29 protein-coding genes are annotated in these 17,721 nt (G+C 54.9%); 27 read left to right on the top strand and 2 right to left on the bottom strand.

The window, feature by feature from the left end; all coding sequences use genetic code 11:
- Nucleotides 1-9: 9 nt before the first annotated feature.
- On the bottom strand, nucleotides 10-657 hold the full coding sequence (locus tag DW806_RS05070) for a LexA family protein (protein WP_147358074.1): 648 nt from the start codon (nucleotides 655-657) through the stop codon (nucleotides 10-12).
- 143 nt (nucleotides 658-800) lie between these two features.
- Here DW806_RS05070 and DW806_RS05065 point away from each other — a divergent pair, with 143 nt between their 5' ends.
- Entirely contained in the window at nucleotides 801-1,007 is a 207-nt protein-coding gene (locus tag DW806_RS05065; RefSeq protein ID WP_117490524.1) for a helix-turn-helix domain-containing protein, read from the top strand.
- A gap of 182 nt (nucleotides 1,008-1,189) precedes the next feature.
- Here the strand turns inward: DW806_RS05065 and DW806_RS05060 are convergent, their stop codons facing one another.
- The gene (locus DW806_RS05060) at nucleotides 1,190-1,882 is read right to left on the bottom strand and encodes a hypothetical protein (RefSeq protein WP_118729318.1); all 693 of its coding nucleotides are present in this window, start codon (nucleotides 1,880-1,882) and stop codon (nucleotides 1,190-1,192) included.
- 233 nt (nucleotides 1,883-2,115) lie between these two features.
- Here DW806_RS05060 and DW806_RS05055 point away from each other — a divergent pair, with 233 nt between their 5' ends.
- From DW806_RS05055 to DW806_RS04945, 26 genes are all read left to right on the top strand, one after another.
- The gene (locus DW806_RS05055) at nucleotides 2,116-2,370 is read left to right on the top strand and encodes a hypothetical protein (protein ID WP_118729317.1); all 255 of its coding nucleotides are present in this window, start codon (nucleotides 2,116-2,118) and stop codon (nucleotides 2,368-2,370) included.
- Nucleotides 2,367-2,540 (top strand): hypothetical protein, encoded by a 174-nt coding sequence (locus DW806_RS15140; RefSeq protein ID WP_158578299.1) that lies wholly within the window; start codon nucleotides 2,367-2,369, stop codon nucleotides 2,538-2,540. The genes DW806_RS05055 and DW806_RS15140 overlap by 4 nt, the downstream gene beginning before the upstream one ends.
- 15 nt (nucleotides 2,541-2,555) lie before the next feature.
- Nucleotides 2,556-2,756, top strand: coding sequence for a helix-turn-helix domain-containing protein (locus tag DW806_RS05050; protein ID WP_118729316.1), 201 nt, complete (start codon nucleotides 2,556-2,558; stop codon nucleotides 2,754-2,756).
- A 17-nt stretch (nucleotides 2,757-2,773) separates the two neighbouring features.
- Nucleotides 2,774-3,340: a GcrA family cell cycle regulator gene (locus DW806_RS05045; protein ID WP_118729315.1), complete on the top strand. Its 567-nt coding sequence runs from the start codon at nucleotides 2,774-2,776 to the stop codon at nucleotides 3,338-3,340.
- A gap of 86 nt (nucleotides 3,341-3,426) precedes the next feature.
- On the top strand, nucleotides 3,427-3,777 hold the full coding sequence (locus DW806_RS05040) for a hypothetical protein (RefSeq protein ID WP_118729314.1): 351 nt from the start codon (nucleotides 3,427-3,429) through the stop codon (nucleotides 3,775-3,777).
- On the top strand, nucleotides 3,774-5,687 hold the full coding sequence (locus DW806_RS05035) for an AAA family ATPase (protein WP_118729313.1): 1,914 nt from the start codon (nucleotides 3,774-3,776) through the stop codon (nucleotides 5,685-5,687). The genes DW806_RS05040 and DW806_RS05035 overlap by 4 nt, the downstream gene beginning before the upstream one ends.
- Nucleotides 5,684-6,334, top strand: coding sequence for a phage replication initiation protein, NGO0469 family (locus DW806_RS05030; RefSeq protein ID WP_118729312.1), 651 nt, complete (start codon nucleotides 5,684-5,686; stop codon nucleotides 6,332-6,334). Before DW806_RS05035 ends, DW806_RS05030 begins: the two co-directional genes overlap by 4 nt.
- Nucleotides 6,331-7,032 (top strand): MBL fold metallo-hydrolase, encoded by a 702-nt coding sequence (locus tag DW806_RS05025; protein WP_158578298.1) that lies wholly within the window; start codon nucleotides 6,331-6,333, stop codon nucleotides 7,030-7,032. The genes DW806_RS05030 and DW806_RS05025 overlap by 4 nt, the downstream gene beginning before the upstream one ends.
- Before the next feature lie 12 nt (nucleotides 7,033-7,044).
- Entirely contained in the window at nucleotides 7,045-7,191 is a 147-nt protein-coding gene (locus DW806_RS15135) for a hypothetical protein (protein WP_158578297.1), read from the top strand.
- On the top strand, nucleotides 7,184-7,558 hold the full coding sequence (locus DW806_RS05020; protein WP_118729310.1) for a hypothetical protein: 375 nt from the start codon (nucleotides 7,184-7,186) through the stop codon (nucleotides 7,556-7,558). The genes DW806_RS15135 and DW806_RS05020 overlap by 8 nt, the downstream gene beginning before the upstream one ends.
- Nucleotides 7,559-7,579: 21 nt before the next feature.
- Nucleotides 7,580-8,320, top strand: coding sequence for a hypothetical protein (locus DW806_RS05015; RefSeq protein WP_118729309.1), 741 nt, complete (start codon nucleotides 7,580-7,582; stop codon nucleotides 8,318-8,320).
- 39 nt (nucleotides 8,321-8,359) lie between these two features.
- Nucleotides 8,360-9,352 carry a DUF4373 domain-containing protein gene (locus DW806_RS05010; protein WP_308751199.1) on the top strand — a complete coding sequence of 331 codons (993 nt, stop codon included), beginning with the start codon at nucleotides 8,360-8,362 and terminating at the stop codon, nucleotides 9,350-9,352.
- On the top strand, nucleotides 9,342-9,674 hold the full coding sequence (locus DW806_RS05005; protein WP_117490506.1) for a nucleoside triphosphate pyrophosphohydrolase family protein: 333 nt from the start codon (nucleotides 9,342-9,344) through the stop codon (nucleotides 9,672-9,674). Before DW806_RS05010 ends, DW806_RS05005 begins: the two co-directional genes overlap by 11 nt.
- Nucleotides 9,661-9,873 (top strand): hypothetical protein, encoded by a 213-nt coding sequence (locus DW806_RS05000; RefSeq protein WP_118729307.1) that lies wholly within the window; start codon nucleotides 9,661-9,663, stop codon nucleotides 9,871-9,873. Before DW806_RS05005 ends, DW806_RS05000 begins: the two co-directional genes overlap by 14 nt.
- On the top strand, nucleotides 9,870-10,211 hold the full coding sequence (locus DW806_RS04995) for a hypothetical protein (RefSeq protein WP_118729306.1): 342 nt from the start codon (nucleotides 9,870-9,872) through the stop codon (nucleotides 10,209-10,211). The genes DW806_RS05000 and DW806_RS04995 overlap by 4 nt, the downstream gene beginning before the upstream one ends.
- 236 nt (nucleotides 10,212-10,447) lie before the next feature.
- Nucleotides 10,448-10,789 (top strand): hypothetical protein, encoded by a 342-nt coding sequence (locus tag DW806_RS04985; RefSeq protein ID WP_118729304.1) that lies wholly within the window; start codon nucleotides 10,448-10,450, stop codon nucleotides 10,787-10,789.
- On the top strand, nucleotides 10,786-10,938 hold the full coding sequence (locus tag DW806_RS15130; RefSeq protein WP_158578296.1) for a hypothetical protein: 153 nt from the start codon (nucleotides 10,786-10,788) through the stop codon (nucleotides 10,936-10,938). Before DW806_RS04985 ends, DW806_RS15130 begins: the two co-directional genes overlap by 4 nt.
- A complete protein-coding gene (locus tag DW806_RS15125; protein WP_158578295.1) occupies nucleotides 10,935-11,102 on the top strand; it encodes a hypothetical protein in 168 nt (55 codons plus the stop codon). The genes DW806_RS15130 and DW806_RS15125 overlap by 4 nt, the downstream gene beginning before the upstream one ends.
- Entirely contained in the window at nucleotides 11,092-11,274 is a 183-nt protein-coding gene (locus tag DW806_RS04980; protein WP_118729303.1) for a hypothetical protein, read from the top strand. The genes DW806_RS15125 and DW806_RS04980 overlap by 11 nt, the downstream gene beginning before the upstream one ends.
- 66 nt (nucleotides 11,275-11,340) lie before the next feature.
- Nucleotides 11,341-11,739: a hypothetical protein gene (locus DW806_RS04975; protein WP_118729302.1), complete on the top strand. Its 399-nt coding sequence runs from the start codon at nucleotides 11,341-11,343 to the stop codon at nucleotides 11,737-11,739.
- 196 nt (nucleotides 11,740-11,935) lie between these two features.
- Nucleotides 11,936-12,715, top strand: coding sequence for a hypothetical protein (locus tag DW806_RS04970; protein WP_118729301.1), 780 nt, complete (start codon nucleotides 11,936-11,938; stop codon nucleotides 12,713-12,715).
- 68 nt (nucleotides 12,716-12,783) lie between these two features.
- Nucleotides 12,784-13,188 (top strand): terminase small subunit, encoded by a 405-nt coding sequence (locus tag DW806_RS04965; RefSeq protein WP_118729300.1) that lies wholly within the window; start codon nucleotides 12,784-12,786, stop codon nucleotides 13,186-13,188.
- The gene (terL, locus tag DW806_RS04960; protein WP_118729299.1) at nucleotides 13,181-14,569 is read left to right on the top strand and encodes a phage terminase large subunit; all 1,389 of its coding nucleotides are present in this window, start codon (nucleotides 13,181-13,183) and stop codon (nucleotides 14,567-14,569) included. The genes DW806_RS04965 and terL overlap by 8 nt, the downstream gene beginning before the upstream one ends.
- Nucleotides 14,563-15,927 carry a phage portal protein gene (locus DW806_RS04955; protein WP_118729298.1) on the top strand — a complete coding sequence of 455 codons (1,365 nt, stop codon included), beginning with the start codon at nucleotides 14,563-14,565 and terminating at the stop codon, nucleotides 15,925-15,927. The genes terL and DW806_RS04955 overlap by 7 nt, the downstream gene beginning before the upstream one ends.
- Nucleotides 15,911-17,401, top strand: a complete 1,491-nt coding sequence (locus tag DW806_RS04950; protein WP_118729297.1) for a minor capsid protein — start codon at nucleotides 15,911-15,913, stop codon at nucleotides 17,399-17,401. The genes DW806_RS04955 and DW806_RS04950 overlap by 17 nt, the downstream gene beginning before the upstream one ends.
- A complete protein-coding gene (locus DW806_RS04945; RefSeq protein ID WP_118729296.1) occupies nucleotides 17,398-17,691 on the top strand; it encodes a hypothetical protein in 294 nt (97 codons plus the stop codon). The genes DW806_RS04950 and DW806_RS04945 overlap by 4 nt, the downstream gene beginning before the upstream one ends.
- Nucleotides 17,692-17,721: the final 30 nt, after the last annotated feature.

Raw genomic sequence — 17,721 nt, 5'->3', positions numbered from 1 at the left:
ATTTTTGTTTTAGCTCGGTCGAAATTCAACCTTGACGACCAGACCCAGAATTTGAACATTAGTCTCTTTCAAATCGTAAACAAACGGCTTGTGTTTGGGATTGGTGGACTGCGGCATGAGGGTTACTATGTTACCACTTCGAGAAAAGCGTTTGAGGGTTGCGTCTTGATCGTCGATAAGGACTGCCGCGATCTCGCCATTTTCAACAATATCCTGTCTACGGATAATAACAATATCACCATCAAAAATACGGGCGGCATTCATGCTGTCACCTCGTACGCGCAGAGCAAAGTATTCTGCGCCGCCGTTAAGGTCGGTAAAAGTGTAGCCCTCGATATTTTCTTCGGCGTAGATCGGCGCTCCTGCAGCGATGCGGCCGAGGATGGGGATGCGCTTTAGGTGAGAGAAGTCAACCGGAACGGCATTGTCGGGAAGTTTGTTTGTTTGTTCCTTGATAGGTGCTTTGCCGGTCAGCGTGTTCATGTCTACATTATAGAAGTCGGCAAAAACTTCAAGGGTTTCCAGATCTGGCTCGCGCTTGCCGGTTTCATACATACCGATCGCACTGCGGGATATTTTCAGGGTGTTTGCAAGCTCCTGCTGGGACAGTCCTTTTCTTTTTCGCAAATAAGTGAGCATATCACTAAGTTGTGCCAAATGGATCGCCTCCTTATGTTGGTATCATAACACGACCCGTGACAAAAGTAAATAGAAAAATGTCACGAAATGTGTTGACAAAGATTGACGAGGTTGTTATAATAACATTGTCACATAAAGTGACACGCAAGGAGGTGACAAAAATGACGATTGCAGAACGGCTTGTGCAGGCAAGAGGTAACATTCCGCGTGATATTGTAGCCAGTGCGGTAGGGATTTCGCTGTCTGCTATCTCGATGTACGAGAATGGACAGCGTGTACCGCGTGACGAGATCAAGGTCAAACTGGCGGATTACTACCACACGACCGTACAGGCTCTTTTTTTTGACACAGATAGTCACGATAAGTGACAAAAGCGAGGTAAGAAACAATGACTGAAAACACGCAAAAATCTATTAAGAAGGCACTTTGTTTTGAAAAAAACGGAGAAACATTTGCAGTTGAGATTAGTATTGCAAATGTTCCTCCGAAGCGCGAGCGAGATACCATAATCAGATGGTTGGATGAGCTCTATGTTAATGCAAAAATGGAGTTATGTTATCATTAAAGGAAGGATAATTTTAGCCATTTCTTCTGGATGTTTAGCCAGTTCTTGCATAATAATTTGCTCCTGATCTTCGGATGTTAAGCCAGGGCGGAGCATTTGCTGCAACAGGGTTGGTTGGGTACAGCAGAAATTGAGAAAATTTTTCATTACTTCCTGTTGTGGATCTGCTTTTTGTCCGAAAAGAGTGGGTACATAATTGGTAAATGCGCACAACTCCAAAAACTGGTTATCAGGCTTATTGGGATTTCGTTGATAGAAACCAAATCTTGAGATGAGCTTTGTTTTCAAATCTTCCATACCACCTGCTTCCAAAGAGTATTCGATATAGCGCAAGTGAGAAATATCGAAAGGAATTGAAGGTGCATTTTGCTCACGGATAAGAATGGTGCGTGGGCTGATGGCATGGCGTATACCGAGTTCATAAAATACATTTGGATTAGGATATGTGATGTCAGCAATAACATATTTGGAGTGCATCAACTTCATGAAAATATCATTGCTCATTGAACCGGGATTCAGTTCTTCATCTGCTCGGATGACTTCAAGCGTGGGGTCGGCAGCTTGGATAGCCTGCTTGATAATGTAGTCGTATCGTTTACGCAGATCATTTTCGGAAACAGTTACACCATTGTAAATTTGTGTACCGATTGGCATAACAACAAAGCAAGAATTTGTCATAATAAGACCTCCTTTGTCAATATTATAGCAAATGCTGGATTAGGGTACAAGCGTAAAAGTGAGGTGAAAACCAATGATTTTCCCAATTACCGCTTTATGCGTATCGTCGTTCGCCTTAGGCTGGACTGTACGCAGCTGCGTATATCAGTTCCTGCGCTGGCGTGCCTTAGACAATCTGGCAAAGGCCGTACGACGAGCGCTCGATGACAGCAATTCGGAGGAGAACCGATAAAATGGCAGAACAGAAACAAATACTGCGCATTTCGTCCACGGATAATATTCGCTACTCGGTGCTGCAGTTGCTGCATGAATGCCTTGCGGCGGCAGCAAGAAAGGGCGATGCCCAATCAGCTATTGCGCTGTCAAAATACATTTTCAAGGAATTTGATGAGCGAGATATGCTGCTTTATGTAGAAACGACGCAATACGAGCTGGAAACAAGAAAGCATGTACGAGAACCCATCAAGAAGGGTGGTGATGCTTCATGATTTACCTCCCGTCGGGCATTGCTTTTTGGGAGCTGCTCATTCTGGTGCAGATCCACCTGTTGAAGAACAGGCTGTTCCATCAGCGTATCGACATGTTCTGTGCGGTATTTTACATCAGTTTGGCTGCTCTGATCTGCATTGCACGGATGACAGCTAAGTTTATCACATAAGAGAGGAGAATTCACATGACGGACAAGCGTGAAACCTACACCGCAAAAGAATGCGCACAACGTCTGGGCATGAACCCTAACTCGCTGCGCAACCTGATCCGCACCAAGCAGGTGCCGTTTGGCATCGCGTACCGTCAGCCGAGCGGGCGTATGCACTTTATCATTCCCAAGGCCGCGTTCGAGAAGTTCATGGCCGAGGGTGTCAGCACGGAATGAAAAGGAGATGAAACCCTATGTCTAACAACAATTTCGCAGAAACTCTCGCCTCGGTCGCATCCGAGTTCGACAGTCCGCACCGCAAGCCGCGGCCGAGCAAGCGCCCGTACTTCCGCTGGACAGATGAACAGCTCGAGCAGTTGGCAACGCTGCGCGACGAGGGCAAGTCCGCGAACGAGATCGCGGAGGCGCTGGGCGTATCCCGCGATAAGGTCATCACCAAGCTGGCCGCCATGGCAGCACGGCAGCGGACCGGCAGCAAGACGCCGGAGCCGAGTACCGAACCGGTACCCGAGGTCGAAGCAGAGCCGGAGCAGGAAGCTGAAACCGAGCCGTCCGTCGAGGCCGAGCCGGAACCAGCAAAAGAGCCGGTCGATGTTGACCGCATGATCTTCACGGCGTTTGACGCTGTGGTCGGTCGGGTGGACGACTTCAACAAGATGGCTGTCTGCTGGCGCAAGGCTTTGTCGGTCATCGAGCAGGAAATCCGCAAGCTGTCGTACATCATCGAGCAGCACCCCGACGCCGATGTGTCGGTCTGCGAGATCGCGGCTGTTATCGCCTACGACGAAGTGCGCGCATGAAAAACGCCGCTGTCAGGACGGCAATCCCGATCAGCGGCAGGTAAAAGTATTCAACCACATAATAGCATGAAGTTAGGAGATTTTCAATGGTAAAGATTATCTGTACGGAAAAAAATGGCGTGAACAAGACCGAAGTCGAGCTGTCCGGCGAGATGGACTTCATCACCGCCCAGATCAGCTACGCGATTGCAAGCATGTACACCGAGATCCGCAAGCAGGACAAGAACGTCGGTGAAGCGTTTCGCGTGTCTATGACCCGCGCCATCGCAAGCAAGGATTCGCCCGTCTGGAAGCGCACGACTTACGATGACGCGACCTGCCGTGCAGCACTCGTCCGCAAGGGCGCGAAGCTGACCGGCGACGACATTGCCGACCTGCTGCGCCGCGGCACGCCGAAGGACATCATCAAGAGCCTGCTGGAGGAGATGGAAGCATGAACATCCTTCTGAAATCCTTGGATTTGGTGCACTTCAAGTGCTTCAACGTCCTGCACCTCGACTTTCACGAGGGCGTGAACAACATCTATGGCGAGAACGCCGCAGGCAAAACCAGCGTTTACGACGCGCTGACGTGGCTGCTTTTCGACAAGGACAGCGCAGGCCACAGCCGCCCGGCCATCAAGCCGACTGGTGCACCGGCAGGCACGATGCCCGAGGTCACCGCCATTCTGGAGGTGGACGGCGAGCCAATCAAGCTGCGCAAGGTGCTCCGCGAGAAGTGGGAGAAGCCACGCGGTTCGTCCATCGAGCGCTACGCCGGTGACACCCGTGACTATTACATCGACGATGTGCCGCTTGCCGAAAACGCATACAAGCGCCGCATTGCAGAGCTGATCGACGAGAGACAGTTTAAGTTGCTCACCGATGTCTGGGCGGTAACGAAAGGAATGCACTGGAAAGACCGCCGCACGCTGCTCGCTGAGATCTGCGGTCTGCCGGAGGACAAGCAGCTGCTCGCGACTGCACCGCAGTTTGCCGAGTTGACCGAGAAAGTCGGCCGCCGGACAGTGGATGAATACAAGTCCGTGCTGATGAAGCAGCGCAAGGACATGAACGCAAACCTGAACACGCTGCCGGTCCGCGTGGATGAATGCAGCCGCATGGTAGCGGAGCTGGAAAGTCTTGACTTCGCGGCAGCGCACAGCGAAAGCGACCGTTTGCAGGCCGAGCGCGAGCGGGTGCAGGGCGAGCTTGTGAAGCTCACGAACAACACCCTTGCCGCACAGGCACGCAACGAGCTGGGCGCACTGCAAAATCAGCTCCGTGAGCTGGAAACCGAAAACAACGCCCATCTTGCCAGTCAGCGCGTGCCGGTCGAGGACAAGACCGACGAGCTGCGCCGTGCGCTTTCCGAACGTAAGCAGGACGTTGATCGCTTTCAGAGAACCATTGACCATGAAAAGCGGTACATCGCGGACGGCGAAACCCGCCTAAACGATTACCGTGCCCGCTGGCGTGCGATTGACATGGAAGAGTTCACGGAAACCGTCTGCCCGACCTGCCATCAGCCGCTGCCGGCAGAGCAGGTTGCAGAGGCGCGCGAAGCCTTTGCCGCCTATCAGCAGCAGCGTAAGGGCGCACTCCTTGAGGACAGCAAGCTGGTCAAGCAGGGCATTGCCGCCACGCAGGAGCGCCTTGCGAATGCGGAAACGGCGCTGAAATCCGCACAGGACGAGGTGCAGAAAGCGCAGATTGCCCTTGACGGATATACGCCGCCGGTCATCACAGAACCGGAGAACCTGCCGGACTACGACCGCCGCAGGAACGCCATCCAGATGCTCATCACGGATACGGAAAAGCGGCTCGACCGATTGAACAGCGACACCGCTGCGGAAAAGACCCGTCTGGAAACCGAGCACGCCGAGCTGACGCGCCGCAAGCTGGAAAGCGATGCCGTTCTTGCCAAGGAGCAGACACTCGCGGACACGAAAAAGCGCATTGCCGAGTTGCAGACCGAGCAGCGCAAAGCCGCCGCCAAGGTCGAGCAGATGGACAGGCTCATTGCCATGTGCGAGGAGTTTACACGCTACCGCGTGCAGGCTATCACCGAGAGCGTCAACAGCAAGTTCCGTCTGACACGCTGGCGACTGTTCACTGAGCAGGTCAACGGCGGTCTGGCAGACTGCTGTGAGCCGATGGACAGGAACGGCTCGACGTTCGAGGGCACGAACAACGCCATGCAAATCAACATTGGCATGGACATTATCGACACGCTTTCCGCACATTTTGACCGCCGTGTACCGCTTTTCGTGGACAACGCCGAGAGTGTTACACATTTGCAGCCTATCGGCTCGCAGGTCGTGCGGCTGGTGGTTTCGGAGCAGGATAAGGAGTTGAGAATCGAATGAGCCTGAAAGCAAAACGCAAGGTCGTGAGCAGCATTCCGCTGATGGACGGCGGCACCTACATAGGTGTTTGCGTTGCGGTCGTTGACCTCGGTCAGCAGTACAAGCAGTTCGAGAAGCAGAAGCAGGGCAAGTACGCCGAGGAATGTATGTTCATCTTCGAGATACCGGATGAGCGTGTCGAGGTGGACGGCGAGGACAAGCCGCGCTGGCTGTCGTCCCGCCGGTTTACGGTGTCGCTGCATGAGCGTGCGGCGCTATTCCAGATGCTGACCGCATGGCGCGGTAAGGCGCTGACCGATGCGGAGCTGGATCCGGCCGGTGATGGCTTTGATCTGATGCAGATGGCAGGCGTACCGGCCATGCTCAGCGTGACCGTCGTTGAAAAGGATGACGGTAGCAAGTACAACCGCATCGAGGCGGTCACCGGTTTCCCTAAAGGCCTTCCGGCACCGCAGCCGGAGAGTGAAATCCTCGTATTTGATGCGGATGAGCCGGACATGGAAGTGTTCGGCAAACTGCCCGAGTGGGTGCAGGACATCATCCGCAAGTCTACGCAGTTCGCGGACAACGCACCCGAGGAAAAGGTCGATATTCCGCCCGAAGAACCGGAAACGCCGCCTGACAGCAAAGGAGCGTGCCCGATTTGACGTTTACATCACTGGCGAGCAGCTCTCGCGGCAACGCCTACGTTGTGTCGGACGGTGAAACGACTCTGCTGCTGGAGTGCGGACTGACGTTCAAGGAGCTGCAAAAGCGGCTCGGCTACGGCGTGGCGGGCATTACCGCGTGTCTGGTCAGCCATGAGCACCAGGACCACGCCAAAGCCGCCGCACAGCTGCTGAAAGGCGGCGTTCCGATCTATATGAGCGAGGGCACAGCCGCCGCCCACAAGGACGCAATGGACGCGGCGCATCTCATCAAGGCAGGCGAGGTTCTGCGGTTCGGACACCTGACGGTCGTTCCGTTCCGCACCTATCATAATGTAGAGGAGCCGCTCGGATTCCTCATTGAGGACGGCCGCACGAAGGAGCGGCTGCTCTGGGCGGTCGATACCGCCAATCTGGGCGTCACCGCTGACCGGCTGACTTATATCGCCGTCGAGTGCAACTACGAGGAAAGCCTGCTGGGTCGCAGCGACCGCATTCCCTCGGTGCTCAAGGAGCGCATTCGGCACAGTCATTTTGAGGTGTCGGACGTTATCAAATGGCTGCACAAGCAGGATCTCAGCGGCGTGCTCACCATCTGGCTGCTGCACCTGTCCGCCGGCAACAGCAGGGCAGAGGCATGGCAGCGGCGGTTTGAAAGGGAATTTCCGGGGATTGAGATTCGGATTTGTCCGGAATAAGAGGAGAATTTCATGAAGATTACATTTGACGTAGACCCGCGCACTGCATCGGCGCTGCTGAAATACGCTGCTCGTTGGAGCATGACACCTGGCGAGATCATAGACGGTCTGATGAGATTCTACAAACGTGAGATGAAGGAGAGGTACAACCATGAGTAACTTTAATAACACCGGCGAAGTTAAGGAGATCAGCATTCTGGACATGATGAACGGCGCGATCGGTGAGCGCACGGCCTACGAGCTGACGCGCATCATGAAAAACTGCCGCGACTTCAACACCGAGGCGAAAAAGGCGCGGACGCTGACCATCAAACTGTCCATCGTGCCGACCGAGAACCGCGACAGCGTGGCTGTCCGTGCGGAGGTGAGCAGCAAGCTGATTCCGGTCAAGCCGATCGACGGCGCACTGCTGCTCGGCGGCACGGACGCGGAACCCATCGTTATGGAGTACACGCCGCAGGTGCCCGGTCAGCAGTCGTTCGACCCGTCCGTTGACACCGAACCCAAGGTCGTCAAGCTGGCGTAAATCAATAGGAGGATATTCAAAATGATCAAGGAAGCACTGGAATATATCGTAAACCTTTCGGCTCCGCATCTGGAGTTCCGCAATGGCAGCCACTATGCAGACCGCACGCTGCACCGCATTCCGAACGAGCTGACGGCATCGCCGCTGGCGGTACATACGCTTTCGGCGGTGCGCGACTACATTGAGAGCGGCGCAGATGAATGTGCCGAGGATGAGGACAGCATCGGCCGCCGCTTCGTTATCCATGTTGCGGATTACGACCGCGTGTACCTGTACCGCGAGCTGAACAGCGACAAGGCGCGTGAGTGCCTGCTGGAAGCCGAGCTGTCCGCACCGACGTTCCCGTTTGGCCGCTGGCTGGGCGTGGAGGAGTTCATCATCAATATGCAGACGCATTTCGTGCCGACCGAAGTCCGCGACACGTTGGTGCAGCTCATTAGCACGGTAACGACCGAGAACGGCGTATCGCTGGCGGATGACGGCATGACGCAGCGCGTGACGGCCCGTAGCGGTATTTCTCTTGTGAAACAGGTGAGCGTGCCGAACCCGGTTGTACTGGCGCCGTACCGCACCTTTACCGAGGTTGAGCAGCCGAAAAGTCCGTTCGTGTTCCGTATTCGCCAGACCGGCGATGAGGTGCAGGCGGCGCTCTTTGCGGCTGATGCGGATGCATGGAAGCGTGAGGCTATCGCAAATATCCGCGACTGGTTCGAGCAGCACATTCCGCAGGAGCTCCGCGAGGACGTTATCATTCTGGCGTAAGCAGGCAAGGCACAGGGCGGCAACCCCGCCCTTCCTGCCCTGAAAACCGGAGGTGATACTACGGGCAGACCGACCAAGAACGGGCTGGATTATTTCCGTCACGATATTGGATTGATGAGCGACCCGAAGCTGATTACCGCACGGCGCAAATACGGCGCGGCGGCGATCGTGGTGTATTTACAGCTGCTGGTGATGGCGTACCGCGACAAAGGCTATTATTTAGCCTACGGCGATAGCGACCGTGACGGCGTGATCTGGTCCATTAAAAGCGAAGTATTGTCCGGACGCTATGAGCCGGACGCAGAAAAAATTGCAGAGATGATAGATTGTCTGGCGGCGCACGGGCTTTTCGACGGCGACCTATTCCAGCAGGGCATTATCACCTCGCACAGAATCCAGGAGCACTACTACTTTGCGACTGCCGGACGAACCAATCCGGAGGTGAAGTGGGAACTGTGGCTTCTGACCGAGCAGGAAATGCGGGAGATCAGCTCTCGCAGTGTTTTGCTGCAAAAATTCGTTTCCCGCGAGGAAAACCCCGGTTTCACAAGCGAGAAACCCCAGTTTCCCTCTGACGAAAGTACACATAGTAAAGTAAAAGAAAAAGATAGGAATATAGATAGTAATTCTACTCTACTACACAGCGACGTGGAGGAAATTTTAGGAGAACGGCTGAACAAGGCGAACCGCTCTGCTATCGCCAAGATGAGGTCATTAGGAATGACCGATGAGGTGATAACGGCTACTGCGCATTATGCAGTCGGCCACGCCAAGAGCGACAGCCGCGGTTATGTGCCGTACTTTATGACCGTACTGCGTGAGCGGCTGAAAAACGGCGTGCTGACGGCAGCGAACCTGTCCAGGCCGAAAGAGCAGAGCAGACCAAAGCAGGAGGACTCGAGCGGCTATCTCAGCCCGGCGAACATCGGCGGTACTGACCGAGGGCAGGACGATTCGCAGCTTTCGGACTGGGAGCGGGAATGGAAAAATCGGGTTATGAACCGCAGTAAGGAGAACAGTAATGACGATTAAAGAATATCAGCGCAAGGCCATGCGTACAGCGACGCCGAAGTGCTATAACACGGCAAATGCCGCTCTCGGCCTGACCGGCGAGGCTGGCGAGGTAGCCGATGAAGTCAAGAAGTGTATGTATCAGGGACATCCGTGGCAGCCGTCCAAAATTATCGAAGAGCTGGGCGACGTGCTGTGGTATGTGACTTTGATGGCTGAACTGATGAACGTACCGTTGGAGTACATCATGCAGGCAAACATCGAGAAGCTGGAACGGCGGTATCCGGATGGTTTTTCGCCGGCGGCGAGCGTGAATCGGGAGGAGAACAATGGCAAAATGTAAATTCTGCGGACAGGGCGTGCGGACTGCACCCGAGTTCCATCTGGCCTGCTGGGAGCAGCGGGCAAACAAGGTGATGGAGGGGTTCTGCGACGAGTATTGCAGATTTCCGCGAGAAATCAAGGACCATGACAATCTTATCGAGCATTGTTCGGAGTGCGTGGCCGCAGAGCTGCTGCGAATGGGAGGTAATGAGGTATGATGCTGGAACTGACAGGTAAGGACATTCTCGCCCTGACCAACGAGAGCAAGCGCAAGGCCGTCCTGGCCGACTGGCAGAACTGGGGTATCTGGCACAAGGCGCCCGAGATCGGGCTTAACGTGTACCGGCTCGACCTGCCGGACGGCAGCTTTTTCACCGCCAGCTGGTACGAGGGCGACGACTTCTTTCCCGGCGGCGGTACGCATAATGTCAACTGTCCGCGCTTCAATCTCTGCGACAAGGGCGGCAAGCTGAAAGCTGGGAGCAAGGCCGAGAGCCTGCTGACGGACAAGCTCAAGGAGCTGCGGAAGGAGCTGATGAGAGATGGCAACGCCTGAATGTTATTACTGCAAAGCAAAGGAACACTGCATTGCCGCGGCTCAGCCGGGGTCGGTTTTGTGCATGGTAAACCGCATGAGATACGGCGGTACACACGCGGATGATGTCCCGCCGAGAACAGAAGCGGTGTATTGCCAGTTTTGCGGACAGCCGTTAAAGGTAATCGGTCAGAAACGGTTTTGCAATAATACTCGTTGCCTGAACCGCTATAACGATGTCTGATAGGAGGATAAGCATGAATACAAAAGAACTTATCGAAGCCCTCGGACAGCTGAAAGTGCAGACCGGCTCTCTGGCCTGCCTCGGCTGCGGGCATGATCACAACTGCGGTTTGCATGGCTGCGCCCTGATCCGCGAGGCAGTGACCCAGCTGATCGAACAGAACGGCTGGATCAACCCAAAGGAGCGCCTGCCGGAGCGCGGTGTGCCGGTGTTGACGTACAACAAGTGGGGACGTGCAAGAGTGGAAACGCTGCGTACCTGGGATGAGCAGCCGTATTTTGTCGGCGGGCTGAAAGCCGGAACCGATGTGCTGTTCTGGCGGCCGTTGCCGCAGTTGCCGGAGGTGCAGGAATGACAATCACTGATTTGCTGGTCAATCTGGACTGTATCCTGTGGCTGGTGCTGTTCTTCCTTGTGCTGCATCGGGTCCACTTCTGGGACGGGAAATTCAGCGAGTTACATGAGGAACTGCTGAGAACAATCCGAGAGGAGGACAAGAAATGAACGATTTCAGTGGCCCGGTAGATAAGAAAACAGCGAAAACCCTGCTGAAACTATGCAGGAAGACCATTCCGGTTATGACACTGCTGGACGCATACACCATTCAGGCTATCCTGCACGGAGCAGAACGGCGTGCCAAAGAGAGGGAGGACACCCATGACGATTAACCAGGTAATCCGCATCCTCGACCCGGCCACGACAGCCGAGGAGCTGGCAACGATCGAATACTACGGTGGTCTGCACGGCCGTGAAAAGATGGTAGCCGCCTGCGACGAAGCCTGCCGCGTAGCGGTTGGCATCATGCGGAAATATCAGGAGGCGCACAAGAATATTGACTAAATACAGCGATAAGGTTCGGCGCTATCTCGTGTGGCGCTACGGCATTACGGACAGGGAGGGGAAGCATTGAACAATCGTGAGGACTGGTGGGAGTACACAAAGCGCATCATCCGTTCGTATCCGGCGCTCGCGCGCAAGGCGGAGAGCGTGGGTGACATGCCCTGCACACCGGCCTACGGCGCGTCCGGCGGTCACAGCAGCGGCGGTAGTCCGGTTGAGCGTGCGGTCGTTGACCGCCTGACTGATAAAGAACAGCGACGGTATGATGCGGTGCGGGCTGCCATCTCGGGAACTGAGCGCATGAAGCACGGACACCAGCGCATGGAGCTGATCGACCGCGTGTACTGGAAGCGCAGCCATACGCTGTATGGTGCGGCGATGTGCGTGCCGGTGAGCGAGAGGACGGCGCATACATGGAATGCGGAGTTTATTCGGCTGGTCGAAAAATATTTAGACCTTCCGTGAAAATTTGCCTAACGTGCACCTAAATCTGTGTTTTAATAGTATCGTGAAGTTGACAGGGGTGAAACGCAGACCCTGTTCCTCTTGCTTCATGTACTATCACCTAGAAAGAGCACTCTTGTATGAAAGGGTGCTTTTTCATTGCAGATTATGACTTATTACGCTATAATAAAATAAATACAGTATGTAGGGTGATAGCATGAACGAAGAAAAGAAAACGTGTTTTGTCATTATGCCGATTAGTGATCCGTCAGGGTACGAAGAAGGACATTTTCTGAAAGTTTATCAAGATGTATTCAGTCCGGCGATTGAAGCAGCTGGATATATACCACATCGAGTAGATGAAGACAGTAAAAGCAGCTTGATTCAGACGAAAATAATTAAAAATCTACTTGAAGCGCCAATGGCGATTTGCGATTTGAGCACGCGCAATCCGAATGTCCTTTTTGAATTGGGTATTCGCCAAGCCTTTAATAAGCCGGTCGTTATAGTTCAACAGGAGGGTACAGAAAGGATTTTTGATGTTGGTTGCATATCTTGCATCGATTATGATTCACAAATGGGGTATCGTGGTGTCGTAAAGGCGCGAGAGCAAATAAAAACGGCAATTAAAGCTACTGAAGGAAACAACGTTAATTCTATAATTAATGAGTTGAATATTAAACCTGCAAATATAACCGATACATCACTCTCTGATACATCGGTTAGCGATGATAAGCGTAATCAGCTATTATTATATATGCTGTTGAATAAAGTAGATCAAATGAATGAAGATTTGCAGAAAATAAAATCAGCATATAATGCAAACCAAAGGAATGCATCGCGACAAACATTATCGAGATCGCTACCAAAAGAACAGTTGGAGACATTGGCTTATATCGAAGCAAGAAATCGACTCTATCAGGAAAAGAACGATAAGAAAATAGATGAAGAAAAAACACTTGGAGAGCAATTGGCTGAACTCAACAAGAAGAAATAGAAAGAGACCGCTTTAACAGTTGTTAGGGCGGTTTTCTTTTACCCATTTTCAGAAAGGACGGTGAGCGCGTGAGCAAACTGACAGCCAAGCAGCAGGCTTGGGTAGATTATTACAAGCAGGGCAAGACGGCGGCGGAGGCGGCGCGGCTTGCCGGGTACAAGGCGAGGGATGACAACGGATTTCAATCCATCGGCAGTGAAAACCTGCGGAAACTTGCTGTTTACATCGCGGAGCGGGATAAAATCCTTGAAACGCCGCGCATTGCCGACATGGAGGAGATAAACGCCTTCTGGACGAACGTCATGCGCGACAAGGGAGAGGAAACCAAGGACCGCCTCAAAGCCTCCGAGCTGAGAGCGAAAGCGGCGGGCGCGTTTGTGCAGCAGATCGAGCACTCCGGCACGCTCGAGGTAGACAACCCGCTTGCCGGTCTGACCACCGAGGAGCTGCGAAAGCTGGCGGACGATGGTTGACCCTCGCATTCGCCGCGCGGCTCGCATAGAGCTTGCCCGGCGTGATTTCTGGTCGTTCTGCAAGCTGATGGCGCCGGACTTCTACCGCGAGGACCGGCCGTACCTCAAGACGCTGTGTCGGCGCTTACAGGCGTTCTGTGAGAGCGACCGCAAGGTGCTGGTGGTCAATATGCCGCCGCGACACGGCAAGAGCCGGACGGCGGTGCTGCTGAGCCAGTGGCTGTTTGGGCGCGACCCGTCCGAGCAGATCATGACCGGCAGCTACAACGAAACGCTGTCCACGACGTTCGCACGGGCAGTCCGTGACGGTATTGTGGAGGAACGGTTCGACCCGAACCGCATTGTGTTCTCGGACATTTTTCCGCAGACCCGCATCAAGTACGGCGAGGCCGCTGCGGGCAAGTGGGCGCTCGAGGGGCAGTACGCGAGCTACCTCGCTACCTCTCCAGGCGGCACGGCGACCGGCTTCGGCGCACGCAAGCTGATTCTCGATGACCTGATCAAGAAGGCCGAGGAGGCGTTTAACGAGGGCGCACTCGACAAGCAGTGGCAGTGGTTCACGGACACGATGCTGTCCCGAACCGAAACCGGCTACAAGATCGTTATCATCATGACGCGCTGGGCGACCGGCGACCTCGCAGGACGCGCTCTGGAGCACTGGCAGGACGCGGAACTCATCACCATGAAGGCCTTGCAGGACGACGGCACCATGCTGTGCGATGCGGTTCTCACCCGCGAGGACTACGAGGACAAGGTTCGCACGATGAGCGAGGAAATCGCGTCCGCGAACTATCAGCAGCAGCCGATCGACCTCAAAGGCCGTCTGTACAGCAGCTTCAAGACCTATACGGACATTCCGAGGGACGAGCACGGCAATCCGCTGTTTACCCATATCCGCAGCTACACGGACACGGCGGACACCGGCGCGGACTATTTGTGCAGCATCATCTACGGCGAGTACGCGCACGAGGCGTATGTGCTCGACATTTACTACACAAAGGATCCGATGGAAGTGACCGAGCCGGAAACCGCACGGCGGCTGCTGGCGCACGGCGTAAACCTCGCGAAAATCGAGAGCAACAACGGCGGCCGCGGCTTTGCCCGCAACGTGCAGGAGCAGCTTCGGCGGCTCGGCTCCAACCGCTGCCGTGTGGAGTGGTTCCACCAGAGCGAGAACAAGGTCGCGCGTATCCTCACCAACTCAACGTGGGTGCAGGATCACATTTACTACCCCGCAAACTGGCGCGACCGCTGGCCGGAGTACGCAAAAGCAATGTTACATTACCAGAAAGAGGGCAAGAATGCCCATGATGACGCTCCCGACGCCACGACCGGCGTTGCGGAGCAGTTTACCAGGAAAGGAGGGGTCAGCGTATGGTGAAAGTGAACAGCCGCACGATTCAGCGGCTTTTACAGGGGCACGGGCAGTTCATCCGCGCAGCGGACGAGGCGCGGCGCTATTACAGCAACGTCAACCGCATCAAGCAGGACAACAGCGTTTTGCAGCGGCAGGCAGAGACCGAGCAGGCGCTCGGCAATCCGCTGCACCTCGCGGACAACCGCATTTCGCACTCGTGGCATAATCTGCTCGTGACGCAGAAGGTTTCCTACGCGCTGAGCTATCCGCCGGTGTTCGATGTGGGGAACAAGACCGCCAACGAGCGGATCGCAGAGATCCTCGGAGATCAGTACACCGCAACGGCCATGCAGCTCGGCATTGACGCGAGCAACACCTCGGTCGGGTGGCTGCATTACTGGCGCGGCACAGACGGCCGTTTCCGCTATCATACCGTAGACCCGGAGCAGATCGTGCCGGTGTTCTCCGGTACGCTGGAGAGCGATTTAGTCGGTGTGCTGCGCTGCTACACCATGCTCGACCCGGAAAGCGGTCAGACCGTGCAGGTGTGCGAGTATTGGGACGACACGACCTGCCGATTTTACCGTCAGAACGGCGTGTCCGGCAGCTATGCTTACTTCGATTACCCGGAAGTCGGACAGGAGCTGCGGCACGGCCTCGGCGCTGTGCCGTTCATCCCGTTTTACAACAACGCCGACCGCATGGGCGATCTGCCGCTGTACCGTGACCTGATCGACGCCTACGACAAGGTGGTTTCCGGCTTCGCCAACGATATGGAGGACGTGCAGGAGGTCATCTTCGTCATCAAGAACTACGGCGGCACGGACAAGACCGAGTTCATGAGCGACCTCAAAAAGAGCAAGCTCATCAAGGTCGAGGGAGACGGCGGTGTGGATACCATCCGTGCGGAAATCCCGTTTGAGGCACGTAACGCCTTTCTCGAGAGAACCCGCCGTCAGATCTTCGTTTCCGGCATGGGCGTTGACCCGAATCCGGAGAATTTCGGCAATTCGTCCGGTGTGGCGCTCAAGTACCTGTACAGCCTGCTTGAGCTGAAAGCCGTGATGTTGGAAACGCAGTTCCGCTCCGGCTTTGCCGAGCTGGTGCGTGCTATCTGCCGCTTGGAGGGTATCGCGCAGCCGAAACGCATTCTCCAGACATGGACGCGCAACATGGTGCAGAACGACCTCGAAACCGCGCAGATCGCGCAGCAGTCGGTCGGCATTATCTCGGACAGAACGATACTCGCAAACCATCCGTGGGTAGACGATGCCGAGAGCGAGCAGAAGCAGATGGAAAAGGAACAGCAGGCAGCAGCCGAGAAGCAGCCGCAGTTTCAGTTTCCACCAAAGGACGGTGTAGGCGATGGCAGCAGCGGATAAGCTGAACGGCGCGTACTGGCGCAAACGTGCCATCGAGCTCGCCGAGAAGCAGAAACGTGAGGACGATGATCTGTGTCTGCGGTTCCATCGGGAATACGAGCGCATTCTGCACGAACTGGACAAGGAAATCTCGATCTTCTACGCCAGATACGCCGAGAACGAGAGCGTCAGCATGGCAGATGCACGCAGGCTGCTGCGGGATGCAGAGCTGGAGGACTTCCGGATGTCGCTGGACGAGTTCCGCGCGAAGGCGCTTGCCGGCGGCTTTGACAAGGAATTGGAGGAGGTTTATCTCCGGTCGCGCATCTCACGTTTGCAGGCGTTGCAGACGCAAGTCGAACTGCGTATGATGGAGCTGTTCAGCTCTCAGCGCGATGTGCTGCGCGACCATTTGCAGGAGCGTTACACCGACACCTACTACCGCACGGTGTACGCCGTCAGCCAGCAGGTCGATGTGGCAAGCACGTTCGCAAGGATTGACCCGCAGACGGTCGAGAAGATCCTCGCTACGCCATGGGCCGGCAGTGAGTTTTCCTCACGCATCTGGGCAGACAAGGACAAGCTGACCCGTGAGCTGATGCAGACGCTCTCACGCGGCTTTGTCCGCGGCGACTCGCTCGACCGCATGACGAAAGAGTTTGCCAAGCGCATGGGCGTGTCTGAGAGCCGCGCGGCGGTGCTCATCCACACTGAGAGCGTCCATATGGCGGCTGAAGCTGCCGAACAGGGATACCGGGAAACCGGTATCCGCTCCTATCGGTTCGAGGCGGCGCTCGATCTCAAGACCTGCACGGTGTGCGGTGCTCTGGATCAGCGCGAGTTTCCGCTCGCGGAGCGTGAAACCGGCATTAACTATCCGCCGCTGCACCCACGCTGCCGGTGTACCACCGTCCCGGTGACGGAGTTCCAGATCGGCAGTAAGCGTGCCGCCAGAAATCCCGCGACCGGCAAGACCGAGTATGTCGAGAAGAAGCTGACGTATGAGGAATGGCGGAAGAAGTATGTTGATGGGGACGCAGACAAAACCGAGTGGGAAGAATATCAGCGCGTCTTGGGTGAAAAAGCACCGAAAACGCTTGAAGAATTCCGCAATATCAAGTATACTGAAAGTAAGAAATGGGGGATAATGATGGAGAACAAACGCCTGTTTGAGAAAATCGACAGCACCGAAACCTATTCCCCGGAGTACCGCGCCAAGCTGAAAGAAACCTATCAGTATTTCAGCGATGCCGGATTTGCGTTCCGTGAGCACGCACTCAACCGTGTGCTCGGTCAGAAAACCGGCAAGGATAAATTCACGTTCACCAAGGAAGAATTACTGCGTATACTGAATAAGCCCGCAAACTACCAACAGCCGGACGGCAAATATGTTCGTTTTTACGACGGCATTTCTGTTATTTCGGCGGATGACACCGGCGAAATCGTCAGTGTGGTAGTCAAGCGGACGCCAAGAAAGGACTGGACTGCGTTATGAAATACACCAATGAACTGATGCTGATGATTGCAAAGTTCCTGTACGGCGAGTACGATGCAGAGCGTTTTTCGTTTGATTTCCCTGCAACGCTTTCGGATGCGTATGACGCTTTTCAGCAGGAAAACCCTGACCTGTGCGACTATCTGGAAGAAGAAATGCCGGATGCGTGCGGCTACTTTGACCCGTATAACACCGGTGACCCGGATACGCTGAACGAACAGCAGTTCCGCATGAAGGTCATGGGAATTTACCAGAACGCGCTGCCGATGTCCATGCGGCCGGCATCGTAACAAATTGTTTGCGAAAATTGATAGAAAAGG

Origin of the sequence: Butyricicoccus sp. AM32-19 (assembly GCF_003480365.1) — a bacterium.
In the GTDB taxonomy this organism is placed as follows: Bacteria; Bacillota; Clostridia; order Oscillospirales; family Butyricicoccaceae; genus Agathobaculum; species Agathobaculum butyriciproducens.
This window is presented reverse-complemented; position numbering and strand designations above follow the sequence as displayed.